Source organism: Kitasatospora sp. NPDC059599 (genome assembly GCF_042735125.1).
GTDB lineage: Bacteria > Actinomycetota > Actinomycetes > Streptomycetales > Streptomycetaceae > Kitasatospora.
In genome coordinates this window covers 24,402-49,167 of sequence record NZ_JBHWCL010000022.1, presented here as the reverse complement: position 1 = coordinate 49,167, position 24,766 = coordinate 24,402, and the positions used below count along the sequence as shown (strand labels likewise).

The following is a 24,766-nucleotide window of genomic DNA, read 5'->3' as shown; positions in this document are numbered from 1 at the left end:
CGGGTCACGCTCCAAGCTTCTCGGCCAGCACGGCGGCGATCCGTGCGAGGGGTTCCGGCTGGGTCAGTTCGCCGTGCGCGCAGGCGAGGCGGTGCGGTTCGATCCGGCCGTCCAGGTACGGCTGCCAGGCCTGCTCGTACGGCCAGTCCGCGGGCTTGCCGGTGGTCGCGCCGAAGAAGACGGCGTCCCCGCTGTAGCGGTCCGGCACGTGTTCGGCCATCAGCTTGCGGTGCCGGTCGAAGACCTCGGGCAGCACGGCCACGGCGTCGCCGAGCACGGCCTTCAGACTCTCCAGGCCGCGCTCGTCGGCCGGGTCGTGGCCGAGCGAGCGCAGCAACTCGTCCAGGGTGTCGGCGGGTTCGACGGTCGGAGCGGTGGCGGTGCGGGCCGCCGGGGCGCCGTCCAGCAGGGCGAGCAGACCGACCTCGGCGCCCTCGGCCCGCAGCCGGACCGCCATCTCCTGCGCGACCACGGCACCGAAGGACCAGCCCAGCAGGTGGTACGGGCCGTCGGGTCGCACGGCGCGGATCTGCCGCACGTAGTCCTCGGCGATCTCGGCGACGCTCGCCGGGGCGCCGCCGCGCAGGCCGCGGGCCTGGAGCCCGTACACCGGCTGGTCGGGCCCGAGGTGGCGCAGCAGGCCGGAGTAGACCCAGCTGATGCCGGCCGCCGGGTGGACGCAGAACAGCGGGGGCCGGTCGCCGCCGGTGCGCAGCGGCAGCACCACGTCCAGGGCGTCGGCGGCCGCGCCGTGGTCGAGCCGGCGGGCGAGCCCGGCCACGGTGGGCGCCTCGAACAGGGCCCGCATGCCGGGGTCGACGCCGAGGGCGGCGCGGACCCGGGCGAGGAGCTTCATGGCCAGCAGGGAGTGGCCGCCGAGGTCGAAGAAGTCGTCGTCGATGCCGACGGCATCCAGGCCGAGGGTCTCGGCGAACAGGGCGCAGAGCAGTTCCTCCCGCGGGGTGCGGGCGGCACGGCCGCCGGTGAGCTGCCCGAAGTCCGGTGCGGGCAGCGCCGTGCGGTCGAGCTTCCCGCTGCCGGTGAGCGGCAGGGCGGCCAGCGGGACGACGGCGGCGGGCAGCATGTAGCCGGGCAGGTGTCCGGCGGCGAAGGCGCGCAGTTCGGCCGGGTCGAGCGGGCCGTCGGCGACCACGTAGGCGACCAGGCGCAGTCCGTCCTCGGCGGGCAGGACGGCGGCGGCGCTCACGGCCGGGTGCAGCGTCAGCACGTGCTCGATCTCGCCGGGTTCGATCCGGAAGCCGCGGATCTTGACCTGGTGGTCGGTGCGGCCCAGGAACTCCAGGCCGCCGTCACGGGTGCGCCGGGCCAGGTCGCCGGTGCGGTACAGCCGGGTTCCGGGCTCGAAGGGCGAGGCGACGAAGCGCTCCGCCGTCAGGCCCGGCCGGCCCAGGTAGCCCCGGGCCAGGCCGGCGCCGGCCAGGTACAGCTCCCCCGGCACCCCGACCGGGACGGGGTTGAGGTGCTCGTCCAGGACGTGGGCGCGGACGCCGGGGATCGGGCCGCCGAGGCCGGGGCGTTCCGCGGTGTCGACGGGCCGGCCGAGGGCGTAGACGGTGGCCTCGGTCGGGCCGTAGAGGTTGTGGGCGGCGGTGCCCGGTGCCTCGCGCAGCCTGGTCCACAGGGCCTGGCCGACGGCTTCGCCGCCGAGCACCAGCAGGGCCGGTGCGCCGTCCTCCAGCAGGCCCTCCGCGACGAGCCGTTCGGCGTAGGAGGGGGTGAGGTCCATGGCGCCGATGCCCGCGGCCCGGACGTGCCGGACCAGGGCCGCCGGGTCGCGGCGCAGTTCGTCGTCGATCAGGTGCAGCTCGTGCCCGGCGAAGAGCCAGAGCAGGGGTTCCAGTGATCCGTCGAAGGAGAGCGAGGCGGTGAGCGCGACGCGCAGTCGGCCGTGCGCGGTCTCGGCCGGGTCGACCAGGAGGGTCCGGTGGGCGGCCAGCAGGGCGGCGATGCTCCCGTGCGGGACGACGACGCCCTTGGGCCGGCCGGTGGAGCCGGAGGTGTAGATCAGGTAGGCGGCGTTGCCGGCCGAGGCGCGCGGGGCCGGGTCGGTGTCCGGCCCGTCCGCTCCGCTGACGTCCAGGGTGCGCAGCCCGGCCAGGGCCGTGGGCTCCGGCCACCGGCCGTCGGTGAGGACGAGGGCGGGGGCCGCGTCCGCGAGGGTCCGGGCGGTGCGGTCGGCCGGGTGGTCGGCGTCCAGCGGCAGGTAGGCGCCGCCGGCCTTGAGCACGGCCAGGATCGACACCACGCTCTCGACCGACCTCGGCAGCGCGAGGGCGACCACGGACTCGGGGCCGACGCCCGCCGCGATCAGCCGGTGCGCGAGGCCGTTCGCCCGGGCGTTCAGCTCGGCGAAGGTCAGCGCGGTGTCACCGCACACCAGGGCCACGGCCTCCGGGGTCCCGGCCGCCTGCGCCGCGAAGGCGGCCGGCAGCAGCGGCACCTGCTCGGGCAGCGCGCCGCCGTCCACGGGCAGCGCCGAGCGCTCCGCGCCGGACAGCAACTCGACCCGCCCGATCGGCAGTTCGGGCCGCGCGGCCACGGCCGCCAGCAGCCGGCCGAACCGCCCGGCGATCGCCTCGACCGTCTCCCGGTCGAACAGGTCGGTGGCGAAGTCGATCGCGCACTCCAGGCCGGCCGGGGCGCCGTCCTCGTCGAAGGACTCGCCGAGGCCCACGCACAGGTCGAACTTGGCGACCGAGCCGCCGGAGGACACCACGGAGGCGTCCAGGCCGGTACCGGCGAGCGGCGACCCCGAGCCCGAGCCCGAGCCCTCCAGCAGCAGGATGACCTGGAAGAGCGGGTGCCGGGCGAGCGAGCGGGTCGGCTTGAGCTCCTCCACCAGCCGTTCGAAGGGCATGTCCTGGTGGGCGTGGGCGTCGAGCTGGGTCTCCCGGACGCGGGCCAGGAGTTCGGTGAAGCTCGGGTTGCCCGACGTGTCGGTGCGCAGCACCAACGTGTTGACGAAGAAGCCGACCAGCTCGTCCAGCGCCTCGTCGGAACGCCCGGCCACCACCGAGCCGATCGGGACGTCGGTGCCCGCGCCGAGCCGGGTCAGCAGCGCGGCCAGGGCCGCCTGGACGGTCATGAACAGGGTGACCCGGTGGGCCCGGGACAGCGCGACCAGGTCGCGGTGGCACTCGGCGCCGAGGCTGAGCGCGACCCGGTCGCCGCGGTGGGAGGCCACGGGCGGGCGGGGGCGGTCCAGCGGCAGCGTCGCCTCGTCCGGGAGGTCGGCCAGGGTCTCGCCCCAGTAGGCGAGTTGGCGGGCGGCCAGGCTCTCCGGGTCGTCCTCGTCGCCGAGCAGCTCGCGCTGCCAGAGCGCGTAGTCGGCGTACTGCACGGGCAGCGGCGACCAGCCGGGGGCGGCGCCGTCGATGCGGGCCGCGTACGCGGTGGTGAGGTCGCGGACCAGTGGACCGAGGGACCAGCCGTCGCTCGCGATGTGGTGCAGCGCCAGGACCAGCACGTGCTCCTCGGTGGAGACCCGCAACAGGGCCGCACGGACGGGGAGTTCGGTGCGCAGGTCGAAGGCGCGGCGGCACAGCGCGGCCACCGTGGCGGCCACCTCGGCGGCCGGGCAGTCCAGGGTGTCGAGCGGGACGGCGGCCTCGCCGGCCGGGAGGACGCGCTGGTACGGGGTGCCGTCCTCCTCGGCGATCAGGGTGCGCAGGCTCTCGTGCCGGGCGACCACGTCACCGAGGGCGCGTTCGAGCGCGGCGGTGTCCAGTCCGCCGGCGAGGCGCAGCGCCACCGGGGCGTTGTAGAGGGCGCTGGGGCCCTCCATCCGGTCGATCAGCCAGAGCCGCTGCTGGGCGAAGGACAGCGGCACCCGGTCCGGGCGCTCGCCCCCGGCGGTCAGCGCGAGGCGCTGCGGGCCGGTGCCCAGGCGGGCGGCCAGCCCGGCGACCGTCGGCGCCTCGAAGACGTCCCGGATGCCGGACTCGGCGCCCAGGGCGGCCCGGACCCGGCTGAGCAGCTTGGTGGCCAGCAGGGAGTGGCCGCCGAGCGCGAAGAAGTCGTCGTCGATGCCGACCGCGTCCAGGCCGAGCACCTCCGCGAACAGTCCGCAGAGGATCTCCTCCTGGGGCGTGCGGGCCGCGCGCCCCGCCGACAGTGCGCCGAAGTCCGGTGCGGGCAGGGCGGAGCGGTCGAGCTTGCCGTTGGCGTTCAGCGGGAGGGCGTCCAGCGGCACGATCGCGGCCGGCAGCATGTAGCCGGGCAGCGTCCGGGCCGCGCCGGCCCGGACGTCCGCCGGGTCGAGCGGGCCGTCGGTGACCACGTAGGCGACCAGGCGCAGTCCGTCCTCGTCCGGCAGGACGGCGGCCTGCAGGACCGCCGGGTGGGCGGTCAGGGCGCTTTCGATCTCGCCGAGTTCGATCCGGAAGCCGCGGATCTTGACCTGGTGGTCGGTGCGGCCGAGGTACTCGAGCTCCCCGTCGCGGGTGCGGCGGACCAGGTCGCCGGTGCGGTACATCCTCCCTCCTTGCCCGCCGCCGGGCTGGGGGTACCTCCCGGCCGCCAGGCTGGGGGCGAGGGGCCCGTCCCCGGGCTCGAAGGGGCAGGCGACGAAGCGCTCCGCCGTCAGGCCCGGCCGGCCCAGGTAGCCCCGGGCCAGGCCGGCGCCGGCCAGGTACAGCTCCCCCGGTACCCCGACCGGGACGGGGTTGAGGTGCTCGTCCAGGACGTAGCCGCGGGTGCCCGCGACGGTGCGGCCGAGGACGGGCCGTTCGGTGGCGTCCAGCGGGTGGGTCAGGGCGTCGACCGTGCACTCGGTCGGGCCGTACAGGTTGTGGGCGGCGGTGTGCGGGGCCTCGCGCAGCCTGGTCCAGAGCGCCTGGCCGACGGCCTCGCCGCCCAGCAGCACCAGCGCCGGCGCGGGCTCCTCCAGCAGGCCCTCCTCGATCAGCTGCTCGGCGTAGGAGGGGGTGACCTCCAGCACGCCGATCCGGTGCTCCCGCACGTGGCGGACCAGGGCCCGGGCGTCGCGGCGCACGTCGCCGCCGATCAGGTGCAGCTCGTGGCCGGCGACCAGCCACAGCAGGCCGTCCCAGGAGGCGTCGAAGCTGAGCGAGGCGGTGAGCGCGACCCGCTGCCGGGCGACGCCCGCCTGTACTCCCGTGCGGTGCGCGGCGAGCAGGGCGGCGATGCTGCCGTGCGGGACGACGACGCCCTTGGGCCGGCCGGTGGAGCCGGAGGTGAAGATGAGGTAGGCGGCGTCGGCCGCCGTGGCCCGCGCGGCGGGGTTCGGCTGCGGGGCGGCCGGGTCCCCGGCGAGGCCGGTCACGTCCCCGGTGAGGTCGAGCACCCGGTGCCCGTCGAGCGCCTCCGGCAGCGGCCAGCGGTCATCGGTCAGCACGAGTGCCGGTCGGGCCTCGGCCAGGGTGTGGGCGGTGCGGTCGGCCGGGTGGTCGGCGTCCAGCGGCAGGTGGGCGCCGCCGGCCTTCAGCACGGCCAGGATCGACACCACGCTCTCGACCGACCTCGGCAGCGCGAGGGCGACCACGGCCTCGGGGCCGACGCCCGCCGCGATCAGCCGGTGCGCGAGCCGGTTGGCCCGGGCGTTCAGCTCGGCGAAGGTCAGCGCGGTGTCACCGCAGACCAGGGCCACGGCCTCCGGGGTCCCGGCCGCCTGCGCCGCGAAGGCGGCCGGCAGCAGCGGCACCTGCTCGGGCAGCGGCGGGCGGCCGCCGACCTCGGCCCGCTCGTCGGCGGGCAGCACGTCCAGCTCGGCGACCGGGCGGCCGGGGTCGTCCGCGACCTGACGCAGGATCGCCCCCAGGGCGGCGGCCAGCCGTTCGGCGCTCTCGCGGTCGAAGAGGTCGGTGGCGTACTCCAGGACGCCGGCCAGGCCCGCGGCGGCGCCGTCGGCGCCCTGCCGCTCGACCAGCCGCAGGGTGAGGTCGAAGGTGGCGGTGCCGAAGTCGACCGGCTCCTCCGTCACCGTCACGCCGGCGAGGTCGGGGCCGTCCTCGGCGGCGCCCGCGAAGGCGATCATCACCTGGAACAGCGGGGTGCAGGCGGTCGACCGGGTCGGGTTGAGCTCCTCCACCAGGCGCTCGAAGGGCACGTCCTGGTGGGCGTGGGCGGCCGGGTCGGTCTCCCGGATGCGGCCCAGCAGTTCGGCGAAGGCGGGGCGGCCGGAGAGGTCGGTGCGCAGCACCAGGGTGTTGGCGAAGAAGCCGACCAGGTCGTCCAGGGCCTCGTCGGACCGCCCGGCCAGCGGGGTGCCGATGGGCAGGTCGGTGCCCGCGCCGAAGCGGTGCAGAAGGGTGGCGTACGCGGCGCGCAGGACCATGAAGAGGGTCACGCCGTGGTCGGCGGCGAGCGCGGTGAGCCGGGTGTGCAGGGCCGCGTCGAACTCCAGCGGGACGACCGCGCCGCCGTGGCCGGCGACCGGCGGGCGGGGGCGGTCCGCCGGCAGCGGCAGCTCTTCGGGGGCGCCGGCCAGGGCCTCGCGCCAGTGGGCGAGTTGGCGGGCGAGCAGGCTCTCCGGGTCGTCCTCGTCGCCGAGCAGCTCGCGCTGCCAGAGCGCGTAGTCGGCGTACTGGACGGGCAGCGGCTCCCACGACGGGGCCGTGCCGTCGCGGCGGGCGGCGTACGCCTCGGCGAGGTCGCGGTAGAGCGGGCCGAGCGAGGCGCCGTCACCGGCGATGTGGTGGACGACCAGGACCAGCACGTGTTCCTCGGCGCCCTCGCTCCGCAGGTAGGCGTGGACCGGGAGGTCCGCGGCGAGGTCGAAGGTGTGACCGGCGAGTTCGTCCGTCGGGCGGTCGGTGACGGTGAGCAGGCCGCCGGTGGGAGCGGGCAGGACGCGCTGGTACGGGGTGCCGTCCTGCTCGCCGAACACGGTGCGCAGCGCCTCGTGCCGGTGCACGACGTCACCGAGCGCGGCCTCCAGGGCGGTGACGTCGAGCGGTCCGCGCAGCCGCAGGGCGAGGGTGACGTTGTAGGTGGCGGACGGGCCGTCGGCCTGCGCGAGGAACCAGAGGCGGCGCTGGGCGAAGGAGAGCGGCACCCGCTCGGGCCGGGCGACGGGGCGCAGCGCCGGGCGGGCCGGGGCGCCGGCCCCGGCGGTGCGGTCGGCGAGCCGTTCGACCAGGCCGGCGACGGTCGGGGCCTGGAAGAGGTCGCCGATGGAGAGCTCGATGCCGTGGTCGGTGCGGGCCCGGCCGGCGAGGCGGGTGGCCAGCAGCGAGTGGCCGCCGAGCGCGAAGAAGTCGTCGTCGATGGTGATGTCGTCGATGCCGAGCAGGTCGCCGAAGAGGTCGCACAGGGCCCGTTCGCGGTCGTCGCGCGGGGCGCGGCCGCTGTCGTCGGCGGCGAGGTCGGGGGCGGGCAGGGCCCTGCGGTCGACCTTGCCGTTGTTGTTGAGCGGCAGGGCGTCGAGGAGGACGACGGCGGCGGGGACCATGTAGCCGGGCAGGGTGGTGCCGGCGAAGGAGCGCAGCTCGTCGGCGGTGAGCGCGGCGTCGGCGGTGCAGTAGGCGACCAGCCGGGTGTCGCCGGGGCGGTCTTCGCGGGCGATCACGATGACCTGGCGGACGGCGGGGTGGCGGGAGAGCGCCGCCTCGATCTCGCCGAGTTCGATCCGGAAGCCGCGCAGCTTGACCTGGCCGTCGATCCGGCCGAGGAACTCCACCGCGCCGTCGGCGCGCAGCCGCACGAGGTCACCGGTGCGGTACATCCTGAGCCCCTGCTCGCCGCCGGGGGTGAACGGGCAGGCGACGAAGCGTTCGGCGGTCAGGCCGGGCCGGTTGAGGTAGCCGCGGGCCAGGCCGGCGCCGGCGATGTACAGCTCGCCGGGGACGCCGGGCGGGACGGGCTGCAGCCGGGCGTCGAGGACGTAGCTGCGCATGGCGTCGAGGGGGCCGCCGATCGGGACGCGCGGGCCTTCCAGGTCGGCGGCGGTGAGCGGGTGGTGGGTGGCGAAGGTGGTGGTCTCGGTGGGGCCGTAGACGTGGGCGAGCAGCAGGTCGGGGCAGGTGTCCAGGACGCGGCGCATCAGCACGCCGGAGGCGGCCTCGCCGCCGGTGAGGACGACGCGCAGGGCGGCGAAGGTCTCGGGGGCCTGTTCGGCGACGAGGTCGAACAGGGCCTTGGTGAGGAAGACCGCGGTGACGTCGTGCCGGGTGGTGACGGCGTGCAGGGCGGCGGCGTCGAGGGCCCCGGGCGGGGCGACCACGACGGTGCCGCCGGCCAGCAGGGGCGTCCAGATCTCGTGGGTGGCGGCGTCGAAGGCGTGCGGGGAGTGCAGCAGGACCCGCCGGTGGCTGCCGTCCTGCCAGCGGCGGTCGGCGGCGAGGTCGAGGACGTCGCGGTGGCGCACGGCGACGCCCTTGGGGCGCCCGGTGGAGCCGGAGGTGTACATCGCGTAGGCGAGCTGGTCCGGGTGGACGGGCACCTCGGGGCGGTGGGCGGGGGCGTCGGCCTCGTCGCCGGGGCGGACCACGACGGCCGTGTGCGGGAAGCCCGGGTCGGCGCGGTCGGTGAGCAGCACGGGGGCGCCGGTGTCGGCGAGCACGTCGGCCATCCGCTCGGGCGGCAGGCCGGGGTGCATGGGGACGTAGCAGCCGCCGGCCTTGAGGATCGCGAGGGTGGCGACGACGACGTCGACGGAGCGTTCCATCAGCATCGCGACGGGGGTCTCGGTGCCGACGCCGAGGGTGGTCAGGTGGTGGGCGAGGCGGTTGGCCCTGGTGTCGAGTTCGGCGTAGTCGAGGGTGCCGCCGTCGTGGGCGAGGGCGACGGCGTCCGGGGTGCGGTCGGCCTGGCGCTCGAAGGATTCGGCGAGGGTGCCGGTCGGGCGGGGGGTGTCGGTGGCGTTCCACTCGACGAGGATGCGGGTGCGCTCCTCGGGGGCGAGGACGTCGAGGGTGCCGATGGGGGCGTGCGGGTCGGCGGCGGCGCCGGCCAGCAGCCGGCCCAGCCGGTCGGCCAGGGCGGTGACGGTGGTGTGGTCGTAGAGGTCGGCGGCGTACTCGACGGAGCCGGTGAGGCCGGCGGGGGTGCCGTCGGCGTGGTGGTGTTCGGCGATGCCGATGTTGAGGTCGAACTTGGCGACCCGCAGGCCGATCGGCTCGGGGGCCGACCGCAGTCCGGGCAGGTCGAGTCCGGCGTCCTGTCCGTGGTTCTGGAGCACCAGCAGGGTCTGGAACAGCGGGTGGCGGCCGAGCGCGCGGGGCGGGTTGAGTTCCTCCACCAGGCGTTCGAAGGGGACGTCCTGGTGGGCGAAGGCGTCGAGCTGGGCCTCCCGGACCCGGCCGAGCAGTTCGGCGAAGCTCGGGTCGCCGGATGTGTCGGCCCGCAGCACCAGCGAGTTCACGAAGAAGCCGACCAGGTCGTCCAGGGCCTCGTCGGAGCGGCCGGCGACGCCGGTGCCGATCGGGATGTCGGTGCCGGCGCCGAGCCGGGTGAACAGCGCGGCCAGGCCGGCTTGGAGGACGGTGAACAGGGTGGTGCGGTGCGTGCGGGCGAGGTCGAGCAGGGCGGTGTGCAGGTCCGCGCCCCAGGCGAGGTCCACGGAGTCGGCGGCGCCGGTGGGGGTGGGCGGTCGGGGCCGGTCGGTGGGCAGCTCCAGTTCTTCCGGCAGGCCGGCCAGGGCCGCGCGCCAGTGGTCGAGTTGACGGGCGAGCAGGCTCTCGGGGTCGTGTTCGTCGCCGAGCAGGTCGCGCTGCCAGAGCGCGTAGTCGGCGTACTGGATGGGCAGCGGCTCCCAGTCGGGGCCGCGGCCGGTGAGCCGGGCCCGGTAGGCGGTGGCGAGGTCGCGCAGCAGCGGGCCGAGCGACCAGCCGTCACCGGCGATGTGGTGCAGGACGACGAGCAGCACGTGCTCGGTCGGGGAGAGGGTGAACACCGTGACCCGGATGGGCAGTTCGCTGCTCAGGTCGAAGGTTTCGGCGGCGGCCGCGTCCCGGTGGGCGGGGTAGTCGGCCGGTGCCAGGTCCACCACCCGGAAGCGCGGCTGCGCCTCCTCGGCGGGCAGGATCCGTTGCACCGGGACTCCCCCGGCCACCGGGAACACCGTGCGGAGGGCCTCGTGCCGGGCGACCACGTCCGCCGTCGCTGCGCGCAGCGCGGCGGTGTCGAGCTCGCCGCGCAGGCGCAGGGCGAACGGCAGGTTGTACAGCGCGGTCGGCCCCTCGATCTGGTCGATCAGCCAGAGACGCTGTTGGGCGTACGAAACCGGGATCACGGTGCTTCCTCTACTCACGACACGGCACGGCACGGGGTGTTCGGGGCGGGGCGGTCGGACGGCGGTCCGGCAGTGGCCGGACGGCGTCCGGCGACGGTCGGACGGCGGTCAGACGGCGGCCAGGTCCGGCCGGACGCTGGGCCGGCAGTCCAGGACCTCGACCGGCTGTCCCATCGAGACGGCGATCCTGCGGTCGCCGCGGTACGGGTCCCGGCCGTGTGCGCAGAGCACGTTGTCGACCAGCATCACGTCGCCGACCTGCCAGCGCTCGCGCACGGTGGCGGCGTGGTACGCCTCGTTGAGGGCGTCGACGTCGGCGCGTCCGAGCGGCTCCGCGTCGCCGAATCCGGTGTTGAACGGCAGGCCGTCCGGGCCGAACTCGTCGGTCATCGCCTCGCGGATGTCCGGGTCGAGCGACCACTCGTTCCAGAACGCGAGGTGGTTGAACCAGACCTCCTCACCGGTGCCCGGGTGGTGGATGGTGGCGGGGCGCAGCTGGCTGGTGCGCAGGTTGCCGTCCGGCCGCCACTCGCAGGTGATGCCGTTCTCCCGGCAGTAGGCCTCGACCTCGGCCCGGTCCTCGGTGGCGAAGGCGGTGCGCCAGCCGAGGGAGACGTAGTCGGAGTAGTTGCGAGTGAGCGTCCAGCCGGTGGTCCGGCCGCGCTCGACCAGGTGTGCCGGCAGGTGGTCCAGCACCTGGCGGCAGTCGGCGGTCGGGGTGGCGCCGCCCTCCTCGGGGGCGGTCAGGCAGGCGAACAGCAGCCGGCCGGGGAAGGTGAGGGTGTAGCTGTTCTCGTTGTGCATCCGGATCGACTGGGCCGGCGGCAGGTCGGTGGAGGAGAAGACCCCGTTGCCGTAGTCGCTGCGCGGGGTGGCCTTCTCGCGGTAGGGGGTGCGCTCGGGGATGAGCACGTCGCGCACGGCCGCGACGTCCTCGGTGCTCGCGACCGGCAGGCCGCGCAGGAAGATCGTGCCGTGGCGGTGCAGGCCGGCGGTGAGTTCGGCCTCGTTCTCGCGCAGCCACTCGCAGGCCTCGCCGATGTCGGCGGTGCGCGGGGCGTGGGCGAGGGCCGGGCGGCCGGGGTTCAGTTCCCAGGTCGGCATGGTGGCGCTCACTGGTGGGCGAGGGAGGCGACCAGGCTGGCGGGCCTGATGTCGGTCCAGTTGGCCTCGATGTAGTCGAGGCAGCCCTGGCGGGTGTCCTCGCCGTGGACGGTGGTCCAGCCGGCCGGCACGTCGATCCAGACCGGCCACAGCGAGTGCTGGTTCTCGTGGTTGGCCAGCACCAGGTAGCCGGCGTTGTCGTCCTCGAACGGGTTGCTCATGGTGTCCTCCTTGGGTTGATTCGAAGGTACGGGCGGGCCCGGGCCCGGAAGGGCAGGAGGCGAGGCAGGAACGCGGCAGTTCGGTTCGCGCGACTGCCGCCGTCGGGCGCCGGTCAGCGCGGGATGAGGCGGACCGGGAAGTGGTCCAGGCCGAAGTTGATGATCGAGCGGTTGTGGGTGACCGGGCCGGTCGGCTCGATGGTGTCGACGCGCTCCAGCATCGCCGTGAACAGGGCGCCGAGTTCGGCCTTGGCCAGCGGTGCGCCGATGCAGTAGTGGGCGCCGAGGCCGAGGGCGAGGTGCTTGTTGGGGCTGCGGTCGAGCAGGATCTCCTCGGGGCGGTCGAAGGCCTCCGGGTCGCGGTTGGCGGACCACACCCAGACGGCGACCCGGTCGCCGCGCCGGATGGTGTGGCCGTCGAGTTCGGTGTCCCGGCTGGCGGTGCGCAGGGTGTGCAGTCCGACCGAGGTCCAGCGCAGGATCTCGTCCAGGGCGGAGTCCATGCCGACCTCGCCCCGTTGCAGCTTCCGCCACAGGTCGGGGTGCCGGACGAGGGTGTGGAGGCCCATGGCGGCGGTGTGGCGGACGGTCTGGACGCCGCCGACGACGATGTTGTCCAGGTTGAGGACGACGTCCTCGACCGGCAGCAGCTTGCCGCCGACCCGGTAGGTCGCCATCTTGCTGATCAGGTCGTCCCGCGGGTCGGTGCGGCGCAGCATCACCTGGTGCAGCAGGTACGGGATGAGCTGCTGGTGGCCGGCCCGGCGTTCCTCGGGGGTGTTGCCGAGGAACGCGACGTCGCAGACCCGTTCGACCATCTCGCGGTCCTTCTCGGGGACGTCCAGGAGGTCGCACATGACGGACAGCGGGAGGGCGGAGACGGCGTCGACGAGGTCCACCTCGCCGAGCTCGACGGCCTTCTCGACGATCGAGGAGGCGAGGTCGGTGATGCCGCGGACGGCGCCGCGCACCGGGCCGGGGGCGAAGAACGGGTTGGCGGGGGCGCGGAGTTCGCGGTGCCGGGGCGGGTCGGTGAGGGCCATCATCCGGCCGGAGCCGACCGGGACGTTGCCCTCGCCGGCTCCGAGCAGGGAGCCCTGCTCGGAGCTGTAGAGGGCGGCGTCGCGCAGCACCTGCGCGGAGTGGCGGTAGGAGAGCACCGACCAGACCGGCCCGTCGTCGACGGTGTCGGTGCGGTGGACGGAGGCCTCCCGGCGCAGCTCGGCGATCAGGCCGGGGGTGTCGGGGCGGGCCCAGAGGTCGGGGTCGGTGAGGTCGACCGCGGTGGTGGTCAGCATGAGAACTCCGTCGTGGGCTGGGCGGCGGCGCCGGGCCGCGCGATGAGCGAGGTCAGGACGTCGACCGGGCCGGGCCCGTCGACGGTGGCGAGCAGGTGGCCGCCGGGGACGACGTGGTGGCCGGAGTCGCCGCGGGTGTGGACGGACCAGCCGTCGAGGCCGCCGGCGGTGAGGAGGGGGTCCTCGACGCCGACGACGGTGTGCAGGTGGGAGCCGATCGGCGGGTGCGGGCGCGGCCGGTAGGTGGCGACCACGTCCAGGTCGGTCCGGATGCCGCGCAGCGCGTGTTCCTTCAGGTCCGCTTCGCCCTCGACGAGTTCGCCCATGCCGGCGAGGCGGAGCAGGTCGTCGGCGGTGTGCCGGGGGCGGTCCCGGCCGGCCCAGGCGGCCGGCGGCGAGGCGGAGGCGGCGACGACCAGTTCGGGCCGCCGTTCGGCGGGCAGGGCCCGGGCGACCTCGTAGCCGAGGAGGGCGCCGAAGCTCTGCCCGTAGAAGCCGAACCGTCCGGTGAGGTGCGGGGTGAGGGCCTCCACGACGGCGTCGACCAGCAGGTCGAAGCTCGCGGGCATCGGGTGGCCGAGCCGGCCGCCGCGGGCCGGCGGGCGCACCGCCCAGACCTCGGCGGTCGGGGCGAGGGCGCGGGCGAGCGGGGTGTAGGCGGTGGCGTCGCCCCCGGCGTGCGGGAAGCAGAACAGCCGGAACGGGCGGTGCGGTTGGGGCACGGGGACGAACAGCCAGTCCCCCTCGACGCGGGGCCGGACCCGGGTGGCGGTGGTCATGCGCGGCTCACCGGGCCCGGGCGGTCAGCGCCGGCCGGGGGGCGGCGGTGCCGGCCTGCGTGGCCCGCTCGACGGTGGCGGTGAAGGCGGCCAGGTCGGCCGAGTCCAGCAGGTGGCGCAGCTGGAGCTCGATGCCGAGGCGGCGGCGCAGCAGGTGGACGACCCGCAGCGCGGCGAGCGAGTGGCCGCCGAGCGAGAAGAAGTCGTCGGTGGGCACCAGGCCGGTCACGCCGAGGACGGTGCTCCAGACCTCGGTGACCTGGTCGGCCAGTCCCCCGGTGCCCTCGGACGAGCCGGAGGCCGCGGAGCCGTCCGGCGCCGGCGCGGGCTCGGCCCCGGCGGCGGGGACGGGCAGCGCCGCCAGGTCGACCTTGCCGTTCGGGGTGAGCGGCATGGCGTCCAGCACGGTGATCACCGACGGCACCAGGTGGGCGGGCACGGTGGCCCGCAGCCGCTCGGTCAGTACGGCGGGGGTGACGGCGCCGGTGACGTAGCCGGCCAGCCTGCGGTCGCCGGGGGCCGGCTCGTACACGGTGACGGCGGCGGCCCGGACGCCCTCCAGCCGGGCCAGGGCGTGCTCGACCTCGCCGAGCTCGATCCGGAAGCCGCGCACCTTGACCTGCCGGTCGACCCGGCCGACGTACTCCAGCAGGCCGCCCGCGCCGCGCCGGGCCTGGTCGCCGGTGCGGTACATCCTCCCTCCGGGCCCGGCGGTCGGGTCGGCGACGAAGCGCTCGGCGGTCAGTCCGGGCCGGCCGACGTAGCCGTGGGCGAGCCCGGGCCCGGCCAGGTACAGCTCGCCGACCACGCCGTCGGCGACCGGGGAGAGCTTCTCGTCCAGCAGGTGGAGGCGCACGCCGGGCATCGGCTCGCCCAGGTGCGGGCCGGGGCCGCTGATCGGCGCGGTGACGGCCTCGACGGTGCATTCGGTGGGCCCGTACAGGTTGAGGGCGTCGATGCCGCCGTCGGCCAGTTCGCGCCAGGTGCGCTCGGGGACGGCTTCGCCGCCCATGAACAGCCGCGGCACCCGGGCGCCGGCGAGCGGCTCGCGCAGCAGCTCCCAGTGCGACGGCGTCAGGTCGAAGTCGGTGACGGCGTGCTCGGCCAGCAGGGCGGCCAGCCGGGCCGGGTCGGCGCGCTGCTCGTCGCCGATGACCAGGACGGTGTCGCCGCGGCAGATCCTGGTCCACTGCGGGACGGAGGCGTCGAAGGAGATGCTGGCGTTCCAGCCGACCACGCCGGGCTCGGCGCGGAGGGCTCCGGTGGCCTCCAGCCCCTCGATCAGTCCGGCGACGGCGCCGCGCGGCACCTCGACGCCCTTGGGGCGGCCGGTGGAGCCGGAGGTGTGGATGACGTAGGCCGGGTCGAGCGGGTGTGCCTGCTCCGGCAGTTCGGGCCCGTCGACGGCGGCGTCCGGGCGCAGCACCGGCACGCCCTCGGCGGCGGGGAGGCCGTCGACGCTGATCAGGGCGGCGAGGCGGGCGTCGGAGGCCATGAAGGCGAGCCGCTCGGCGGGGTAGGCCGGGTCGAGCGGGACGTAGGCGGCGCCGGCCCGCCAGACGGCGAGCAGGGCGACCGGCAGGTCGGCGGTGCGGCCGAGGTGGACGCCGACCCGGTCGCCGCGGCCGACGCCGAGGGCGCGCAGGGCGCGGGCCAGTCCGGCGGTGCGGCGGTCGAGGGCGGCGTAGTCGAGGCGGTCCGCGCCGGCGAGGACGGCGGTGCGCTCGGGGTGGGCGGCGACGGTGTCGCGCAGGCGCTGCAGCAGGTCGGTCATGGCGGGTCCTCAGAGGTCTCGGGCGGCGGCGGCCATGGCGTGCAGGGCGGCCGTGTAGGTGTCGATGAACTGCTCGGCGGTGCTGTCGTCGACCAGGGAGCGCTGGTGGTCCACGGCGAGCAGCACGCGCTGGGAGACCGGGTCCTGGATCAGCGAGGCGCCGAAGGCGAAGCTGTTGGGTTCGTGGCGCAGGGTCGGCTCGCAGCCGATCCGGCCGTCCACGATGCGGGCCGAGCTGAGCCGGCCCAGGGCGTGGAAGCGCAGGAAGCCGAACTGGGTGTCCAGCGCGGTGTCGGTCATCAGCCGGGCGAGGCGGGCGAAGGGCACCCGGCGGTGCGGCATCATGTCGAGCTCCTCCCGGTGGACCTCGCGGGCCAGGGCGAGCAGGTCGTCGGTGGGCTCGCAGCTCAGCGGGACGGTGTTGAGGAACAGCCCGTACACCTCGGTGCCGCCGAGCCGTTCCAGCCGGCCGTTGACGGCCAGGCCGGTGGTGACGCGCGGGCGCCCGGTGATGGCGGCGAGGGCGTGCAGGTGGGCGGCGAGCGCGACCGACTTGACCGGCACGGCGAGCGTCTCGGCGACCAGCCGCAGCTGTCCGGGCGCTTCGGGCAGCACCCGTTCGACGGTGCGCGACAGCTCGTGCACGTCCTCGCTGCCGGGGAACAGCTGGCCGCTGGCGCCGGACAGCCGCTCGCGCCAGTACGCCAGCGACCGTTCGTCCCGGGCCGCTTCCCGTTCGACGACCACGAAGTCGCGGAAGGCGGTGCGCGGCGGCGGGGTGGGGGCGCCGAGCGGGTCGGCGGCGAGGGCGGTGTGGCGCTCCAGGATCTCGGTGAGCAGCGAGGTGAAGCTCCAGCCGTCCAGGATCGCGTGGTGCTCCGAGACGGTGAGCTGGAAGGCGTCCTCGGCGAGGCGCTGCACGGTGATCCGGAACAGCGGCGGCGCGGTGAGGTCGAAGGGGGTCAGGCGGTGGGCGTCGAAGACCTCCCGGACGGCCGTGTCCTGGTCGGGTTCGCCGCGCAGGTCGGCGAATTCGACGGGGGCGGGCAGCCGGCCGTGGACGAGCTGCAGCGGTTCGCCGTAGCCGGACAGGTCGAGGCCGGTGCGCAGGACGGCGTGCCGGTCCATCGCCTCGGCGACGGAGCGGCGGAAGGCCTGTTCGTCGAGGTCGCCGGAGATCCGGTAGGAGTTGACGTTGTGGTAGCTGTCGGTGCCGCCGGCGATCTCCATGTGGAAGACCATGGAGAGCTGCATGGACACCATGGGGTAGGCGTCGGCGAGGCCGGGCGGCAGGTCGGCGCGGTCCTCGGGGGTGATCAGGGCGAAGGGTTCGCGGGCCTCGGCGCCGCCGGTGACGGGCTCGGCCCGCGGCAGCAGGGCGGCGACGGTGGGGGCGTCGAAGACGTCCCGCAGGCTCACCCCCCAGCCGCGTTCGTGCAGCGCGCCGGCCAGTTGGACGGCCCGGATGGAGTCCCCGCCGAGGTGGAAGAAGTCGTCGTGGACGCCGATGCCGTCGACCCCGAGGACCTCCGTCCAGACGGCGGCGAAGGCCTCCTCCTCCGGGGTGCGCGGCTCGACGTGGCGGCCTCCGGTGGCCGTGCTGCGCTGGCCGGGGGCGGGCAGCGCCCCGCGGTCGACCTTGCCGTTGACGGTGAGCGGCAGGGACTCCAGCACGGTGTAGCTCGCCGGGACCATGTACGGCGGGAGCGAGCGGCCGAGGAAGGCGCGGACGTCGGCGGGTTCGCGCCCGGTGACGTACGCCGCGAGGCGGTCCTCGTGCACGGTGACCACGCAGGCGTCGACGTCCGGGTGGGCGGCGAGGGCGTTCTCGATCTCGCCGAGTTCGATCCGGAAGCCGCGCAGCTTGACCTGGAAGTCGGCGCGGCCGATGTACTCCAGGCCGCCGTCGGGCAGTCGGCGGGCGACGTCGCCGGTGCGGTAGAGCCGGGCTCCGGGCGGGCCGTAGGGGTCGGCGACGAAGCGGCCGGCGGTGAGGCCGGGGCGGCCCCAGTAGCCGTGGGCGAGGCTGCCGCCGCCGATGTACAGCTCGCCGGCCGCGCCGGGCGGGCAGGGCCGCAGCCAGTCGTCCAGGACCTGCGCGGTCAGGTGCGGCATGGGTGCGCCGATCAGGCTGCGTTCGAAGCCGGTGCTGTCGGCGAGGTCGTGGGTGGTGACGTGGACGGTGGTCTCGGTGATGCCGTACAGGTTGCAGAGCCGGGCCGGGGGCGGCACGTCGAGCTCGAACCAGCGCTGGACGACGGCCGGGTCCAGCGCCTCCCCGCCGAGCATGATCCACTTCAGCGCGGGCAGGGCGCGCGGGCTGTGGCGCAGCACCGGCTCCAGCTGGCGCAGCGCCGACGGGGTGAGGCAGAGGAAGGAAACCCGCTCCTCCTCCAGGAGCTGGGCGAACTCCTCCGGCGAACGGCTCGTCACGTACGGGACGACGACCAGGCGGGCGCCGTGCAGCAGGGCGCCCCACATCTCCCAGACCGTCCAGTCGAAGGCGTAGCTGTGGAACAGCGTCCAGGTCTCCTCCGGGCCGAAGCCGAAGTGCTCCGCGCCGTCCGCCATCAGCCGGCTGACGTGCTCGTGGGCGACGGCGACGCCCTTGGGGCGGCCGGTGGAACCGGAGGTGAAGATGACGTAGGCGACGTCGCCGGGGCGGCCGGCGGCGGGCGGGCGGGTGTCCGGCCGGGCGGCCAGGTCGGCGGCCTCGGCGGTCAGGTCGTAGGCCTGCCAGGGGCCTTCGGGCACCCGGTCCGCACGGTCGGTGACCACCAGGGCGACCTCGGTGTCCCCGAAGACGAGTGCGGCGCGGTCGGCGGGGGCGGCCAGGTCGACGGGCACGTACGCGGCGCCGGTCTTGAGCACGCCGAGGACGGTGACCAGGACGTCGGCCGTGCGGTCCAGCAGCATGCCGATCCGGTCGCCGGGGCCGGCGCCGCGGGCCCGCAGGGCGTGCGCGAGGCGGTTGGCCCGGCGGTCGAGCTCGGCGTAGCTCAGGGTGCGGTCCTGGTCGCTGACGGCGGGCCGGTCGGGGTGGGCGTCGGCGGCCCGCTCGAACAGGTGGTGCAGGCAGTGGCCGGGGGTGTCGGTGGCGCGGGGGGCGTCCTCGCCGCGCGTGGTCAGCCGCAGCACGGTGGCGTCGGGGTCGTCCAGGGCCGCGGTGAGCACGGTGTTCCAGTCGGCCGCCAGGCGCCGGACGGTCTCCGGGTCGAACAGCTCACTGCGGTACTCGGCCTCGCCGCGCAGGCCGCCGCCGGAGTCCTCCCCGTCGGCGCGGGGGGAGGTGTCGCCGCCGTCGAAGACGGACCAGGTGAGGTCGAACTTGCTGGTGCCGTTGGAGCGGACCCGGCTCTGCGCGGTGGCCGGGCCGAGCGCGAACGGGGTGCGGTCCTCGCCGTGGGCGCCGAACACCACCTGGACCAGCGGCGGGTGCTGCGCGGTGCGGGCGGCACCGAGGTGGTCGACCAGCTGGTCGAACGGCACGTCGAGGTAGCCGTAGGCGTCGAAGGCGACGTCCTGGACGTGCTCCAGCAGGTCCCGGAAGGACAGGGTGGGCGAGAGCCGCAGGCGCAGTGGCAGCAGGTTGACGAAGTAGCCGAGCAGGTGCTCCAGTTCGGGGCGGTCGCGGGTGGTGACGGGGGTGCCGATCACCAGGTCGTCGGCGCCGGTCCAGCGGTTCAGCAGCAGGGCGAAGGCCGCCAGCTGGACGGTGAACGGGGTGACGCCCTCCGCCTCGGCCAGGGCGCGGACCCGGGCCGCCGTGCCGGGGGCGGAGCCGAACTCCTCGGTCCGCCCGGCGGCGGAGCGCTCGGCCGGCCGGGGCCGGTCGGTGGGCAGTTCCAGCAGGCCGGGTGCGCCGTCCAGCTGCTCCTTCCAGTAGGTCAGGTGCTCCTCGTAGGAGGTGCCGAGCCGCTCCTCGGCGTGGTCGGCGTACTGCACGGTCAGCTCCGGCAGCACGGCCTCCCGGCCCGCCACGGCGGCGCCGTACAGCTCGGCGAGTTCACGGGCGAAGACCTCGGCGGACCAGCCGTCCCAGACGATGTGGTGGACGGTGAACAGCACCGTGGTGCGCTCGTCCGCCAGCCGGAACGCCTCGGCCCGCAGCAGCGGACCGGCGGCCAGATCGAAGGGCTCGGAGCAGCGGGCGGCGAGCAGTTCCTCCAACCGGCCGGCCTGCCCGGGCCCGGCCTGCTCCGGCCCGGCCGACGGGCGCAGGTCGGTCACCGCGAGCGGCACCGGCAGGGCGTGGTGCACCTGCTGGCGGGGGCCGTCGGGGTGCAGGGCGAAGGTGGTGCGCAGCGCCTCGTGCCGGGCCACCACGGCGTCCAGCGCGCCGCCGAGCAGGTCGAGGTCGAGCGGACCGGTGACGTCGACGGTCCACGGGGTGCAGTAGGTGACGGCCTGCGGGTCGAGGCGGTCGAGGAACCAGAGGCCGCGCTGCAGCCCGGAGACGGGCGCGGTGCGCGCCGGGTGGTCGGACGGGCTCACGGCCTCGTTCCCTTCGTGTGCGGTGCGGCCCGTCATCGGGCGGCCAGCCGTTCGGCGATGGCGCTCACGGTCCTGGCCCGGAACACCAGTTGCGGGGGGACGCGGGTGCCGGTCTCCCGGGACAGCCGCATCGCGACCCGGACGGCGGCGAGCGAGTTGCCGCCGATCCGGAAGAAGTTGTCGTCCCGGCCGACCTCGGCGAGGTCGAGCACCTCGCGCACGGCGTCGGCGACCAGCCGCTCGGCCCCGGTCAGCGGGTCGGGTGCGGCGGCGCGGCGCCCGGCGGGGGCGGGCAGCGCCTTGCGGTCCACCTTGCCGTTGTGGCTCAGCGGCAGGGCGTCCAGGACGTCGAGGGTGGCGGGCACCATGTGCTCGGGCAGCAGGGCCGCCAGGTGGTCGAGCAGCGCGTCGGGGTCGGGGGCGTCGGCACCGGCGGTGACGTAGGCGGCGAGCCGGCGGTCGCCCGGGGCGGGCTCGTGCACGGTGACGACGGCCTCCTGGACGGCCGGGTGGCGGGTGAGCGCGTCCTCGACCTCGCCGGGCTCGACCCGGAACCCGCGGATCTTGATCTGGTCGTCGATCCGGCCGGTGACCTCCAGCAGGCCCTCCGCGCTGACGAAACCGAGGTCGCCGGTGCGGTAGAGGCGCTCGCCGGGGGCGCCGAACGGGGAGGCGACGAAGCGTTCGGCGGTCAGTCCGGACCGGCCGAGGTAGCCGTGGGCGAGGCCGCCGCCGGAGGCGTACAGCTCGCCCGTGACACCGGGCTCGACGGGGCGCAGCAGCTCGTCCAGGACGTGGACGCCCTTGCCGTTCAGCGCGGCGCCGATCGGCACCGAGCCGCCGGTCAGGTCGGCGGGGGTGACCCGGTGGCAGGTGGTCAGGCCGAGGCTCTCGACCGGGCCGTAGCCGTTGGCGACCTCGAGGCCCGGGTGGTTCTCCAGGGCCTTCGCGACGTGGGTGACGGAGGCCCGCTCGCCGGCCGTGAAGGCGAGCTTCAGCCCGTCGTAGGTCTCCGGGAACTCCTCCAGCAGGAAGTTGAACAAACTGGCGGAGAGCTGGAGCTGGGTGACGCCGTGGCGGCGGGTCAGCTCGGCGATGGTCTGCGGGTCGGGCCGCTGGCCGGGCTGCAGGACGCAGCTGCCGCCGAAGCAGAGGGCGCCGTAGAGCTCCAGGGCGAAGGCGTCCCAGGAGACCGGCGAGCACTGCAGCCAGACCTCCTGCGGGCCGAAGCGGGCGTAGTCCTGGCCGAGGTAGGTGGTGGTGAGCGCCCGGTGCGGGACGGCCACGCCCTTGGGGCGGCCGGTGGAGCCGGAGGTGAACATCACGCAGGCGAGGTCGGCGCCGTCGACCGGCAGGCCCGGGTCGTGCGCCGCGTACCGGGCGAGTTCGGCGGCCGAGGAGTCCAGGTCGACCTGGTTCGGGACGTCGAACGGCACGGTGGCGCGCCGGTGGGTGACCACCGTGGCGGCGCCGGTGTCGGCGACCGCGCCGGCCAGCCGCTCGGCCGGGAAGTCCGGGTCCAGCAGGGTGTAGGCGGCGCCGGTCTTGAGTGCCGCCAGCAGGGCGGTGACCATCTCGGGCCCGCGGTCGGCCAGCACCGCGACGGTGTCGCCGCGGCCGATGCCGAGGCCCGTCAGGTGGCGGGCGAGCCGGTTCGCGGCGGCGTTCAACTCGCCGTATCCGACGGTGCGTTCGCCTGCGATCAGGGCGGTGGCGTGCGGGGCGCGGGCGGCCTGCGCCTCGAACAGGGCGTGCACCGGCACCTCGACGGCGGAGGCCAGGGTGCCCAGCCACTCCTCGCACAGGCCGGCCATGGTGGCGGGCCCGAACAGGTCGCTGTCGTACTCGAAGCGGCCGGTGAAGCCGGTGCCGAGGTCGTCCACGGAGACCGACAGGTCGAAGCGGGAGACCGGGTTGGAGTGCAGGGCCCGGGTGACCTGGTGGCCGCCGACCGTGAACGGCCGGGTGTCCAGCGGGTGCAGCTCCAGCAGCACCTGGCAGAGCGGGTTGCGGTCCTCGGGGCGCTCGTCGAGGACGGCGCTCGCGATGTCGTCGAAGGGCACCTCCTGGTGCCGGTACCCGGCGATCGACACCTCACGCACGTGCCGGACCAGCTCGCGGAAGGAGGCGCCCTCCTCCAGCTTCAGCCGCAGCGGCAGCAGGTTGACGAAGTAGCCGATCAGGTCGTCGAGTTCGGCCCGGCCGCGGACGTTGACCGGGGAGCCGAGCACCAGGTCCCGCTGCCCGGACCGGCGGTGCAGGGTGAGCGCCAGCCCGGCGAGCAGCACCATGAACGGGGTGGCGTCCTCGCTGCGGGCGAGCGCCCGGACGGCCTCGGCGACCGGGCCCGGCATCGTGAAGCGGTGGAAGGCCCCGCGGAAGGCCTGCTCCTCCGGTCGGGGGTGGTCGGAGGCCAGCGCCGGCTCCGTCGGCGCGTCTCGCAACTGCTCGCGCCAGTAGTCGAGTTGGCGATCGGTGGTGTCGTCCCGGTACTGCCAGGCGGCGTAGTCGCCGTACTGGACGGCGAGTTCCGGCAGCTCGGCCGGACGGCCCTCGGCCGCCGCCGCGTACAGCTCCTGGAGTTCGGCCTCCAGCACGGCCAGCGAGCCCTCGTCCCAGACGATGTGGTGGAGCAGCAGCAGCAGTGTGGTCGCCCCGCCGGCCCGGAAGACCCGGGCCCGTACCAGCGGCCCCCGCTCCAGGTCGAAGGGCTCCAGCGCCGCCTCGGCGACCAGGTCGTCCACCCGGTCGGCGGTGGTCTCGGTGAGCGTGAACGGCAGCTCCACCGCCGGGTGGACGACCTGGCGCGGGCCGTCCTCGGCGAGCTCGAAGGTCGTCCGCAGGCTCTCGTGCCGCGCCACCACCCCCGCCAGCGCGCGCCGCAGCAGCTCCGGGTCGACCGGCCCGGCGAAGCGGAACACCCAGGGCACCACGTAGGTCGGCGCGTCCGGGTTCCACTGGTCGAGGAACCAGAGGCCGCGCTGGAACTTGGACAGCGGGGCCTCGGTGCCGCCCGTACGGACCAGCTCGGGGCGCTCGCCGCCGGTCGCGGAGCTCACCGCGGCGGCGAACTCGGCCAGCGTCGGCGCGTCGAAGATGGTGTACGGCGACACCATGCCGAAGACGTCGAAGACCCGGCCCACCACCCGCACCGCGGTCAGCGAATCGCCGCCCAGGTGGAAGAAGTTGTCGTCGGCGCCGACCTCCGGCACCCCGAGCACGTCCGCCCACACCGCCGCGATCAGCTGCTCGGCGGGAGTGCGGGGCGGCCGGCCGGCCGGCTTGGCCTCGGCCGCGGCCTGCGGCGCGGGCAGCGCCGCGCGGTCCACCTTGCCGCCGGCGGTCAGCGGGAAGGCCGCCAGGGCGGTCAGCGTCGCCGGGACCAGGTGCTCGGGCAGCCGCTCGGCCAGCCAGGGCCGGACCACGGCGTACTCCGGCGCGGCGCCGGTCACGTACGCGGCCAACCGGCCCTCGTGCGCCACCACGACGCAGCCGGTGACACCGGGGTGACCCGCCAGCACCTGCTCGACCTCCCCCGGCTCGACCCGGAAGCCCCGGATCTTCACCTGGTGGTCGCTGCGGCCGAGGAACTCCAGCGGGCCGTCCTCGACGGCGCGGCGCACCACGTCGCCGGTGCGGTACATCCGCGCTCCGCCGGGCTGTTCCTGTTGCCCGTCGGACCGGTCCGCGAACGGGTCCGCGAACGGGTCCGCGACGAAGCGGTCGGCGGTCAGGCCGGGGCGACCGAGGTAGCCCGAGGCCAGCAACGGCCCGCCGACGTACAGTTCGCCGGCCTCGCCGGGCGGCACCGACCGCAGCCGCTCGTCCAGGACGTAGAGCCGCCGGGCGCCGAGCGCGGTGCCGATCGGCACCCGGGAGGCCACCTGCTCACCGGCCAGCCGGTGGGTGGTGGCGGTGACCACGGTCTCGGTGGGCCCGTACGCGTTCAGCAGCGGCACCCCGGTCGCCGCCCACCAGGCGGCGGCGGTGGCGGGCTCCAGCTTGTCGCTGCCCGAGATCATCAGCCGCAGGGTGCTCGGCACCCGGCCGCCCAGGGCCGCCACCACGTCCTGGAAGTAGCCGGCGGCCAGGTTGGCGACGGTGACGCCCTCGGCGTCCAGCAGGTCCAGCAGCTCGGCCGGGGCCAGGAGTTGCTGCTCCGGGAGGACCAGGCAGGCCCCGGCGGACAGGGCGCCGAGCACCTGCTCCACCGCCACGTCGACGGTCGGGCGGGCGAACTGCAGCACCACGTCCTGCTCGGTGAGGCCGAAGGTCCCGACCACGGCGGCCAGGTGGCCGGTGAGCGCCGCGAGCGGCACGTGCACGCCCTTGGGGCGGCCGGTGGTGCCGGAGGTGTAGATGACGTAGCCGGCGGCCGCGTCCGCCGTGCCCGCGGCCCCGGCGAGCCCGGTGAGCCCCGCGCCTTCGGTGAGCGCGGTGCCTTCGGCGAGCCCGGCGCCTTCGGTGAGCCCGGCGCCTTCGGTGAGCGCGGTGAGCGCGTCGCCGTCGAGGGCGAGGGAGGCTCCGGCGTCCTCGGTGATCCAGCGGTTGCGCTCCTCGGGGGCCTCCCGGTCCAGCGGCAGATAGGTGGCGCCCGCCCGCAGCACCGCCAGCAGCGCGACCACGTGGTCCAGCCGGTCGCGGCCGGTGACGGCGACCGTCCGCCCGGGGGCGAGCCGGGCGGCCAGGGCGGCGGTCAGGCCGTCCAGCTCCCGGTAGCTGACGGTCCGGCTGCCGGCCCGGACGGCCGGCCGCTCCGGGAAGCGGCGGACGGCGGAGGCGAACGGCGCGAATTCGGGTGCCGTGAATTCGAGGGGGAAACCGCGAGAGGACATCATCCAACCCCAGATCGTGAGAGAAACCGGCGACGAAAGCGACGATAG

At 75.5% G+C, this 24,766-nt stretch carries 8 protein-coding genes; all 8 read right to left on the bottom strand.

Translation table 11 applies throughout. The features are described 5' to 3' along the window. Positions 1 to 4: 4 nt before the first annotated feature. Complete coding sequence (locus ACFV04_RS11195) at positions 5 to 10,213, bottom strand: amino acid adenylation domain-containing protein (protein ID WP_380528441.1); 10,209 nt, start codon at positions 10,211 to 10,213, stop codon at positions 5 to 7. A 108-nt stretch (positions 10,214 to 10,321) separates the two neighbouring features. Then, on the bottom strand, positions 10,322 to 11,317 hold the full coding sequence (locus ACFV04_RS11190) for a TauD/TfdA family dioxygenase (RefSeq protein ID WP_380347767.1): 996 nt from the start codon (positions 11,315 to 11,317) through the stop codon (positions 10,322 to 10,324). A gap of 8 nt (positions 11,318 to 11,325) precedes the next feature. Beyond that, positions 11,326 to 11,538, bottom strand: a complete 213-nt coding sequence (locus tag ACFV04_RS11185; RefSeq protein ID WP_380528439.1) for an MbtH family protein — start codon at positions 11,536 to 11,538, stop codon at positions 11,326 to 11,328. 113 nt (positions 11,539 to 11,651) lie between these two features. After that, entirely contained in the window at positions 11,652 to 12,836 is a 1,185-nt protein-coding gene (locus tag ACFV04_RS11180) for a cytochrome P450 (protein ID WP_380347772.1), read from the bottom strand. After that, complete coding sequence (locus ACFV04_RS11175) at positions 12,830 to 13,615, bottom strand: thioesterase II family protein (RefSeq protein WP_380528437.1); 786 nt, start codon at positions 13,613 to 13,615, stop codon at positions 12,830 to 12,832. Before ACFV04_RS11175 ends, ACFV04_RS11180 begins: the two co-directional genes overlap by 7 nt. Before the next feature lie 7 nt (positions 13,616 to 13,622). Beyond that, a complete protein-coding gene (locus ACFV04_RS11170) occupies positions 13,623 to 15,389 on the bottom strand; it encodes a non-ribosomal peptide synthetase (RefSeq protein WP_380528435.1) in 1,767 nt (588 codons plus the stop codon). 9 nt (positions 15,390 to 15,398) lie between these two features. After that, positions 15,399 to 19,883 (bottom strand): amino acid adenylation domain-containing protein, encoded by a 4,485-nt coding sequence (locus ACFV04_RS11165; protein WP_380528433.1) that lies wholly within the window; start codon positions 19,881 to 19,883, stop codon positions 15,399 to 15,401. A 32-nt stretch (positions 19,884 to 19,915) separates the two neighbouring features. After that, the gene (locus ACFV04_RS11160) at positions 19,916 to 24,721 is read right to left on the bottom strand and encodes an amino acid adenylation domain-containing protein (protein ID WP_380528432.1); all 4,806 of its coding nucleotides are present in this window, start codon (positions 24,719 to 24,721) and stop codon (positions 19,916 to 19,918) included. Positions 24,722 to 24,766: the final 45 nt, after the last annotated feature.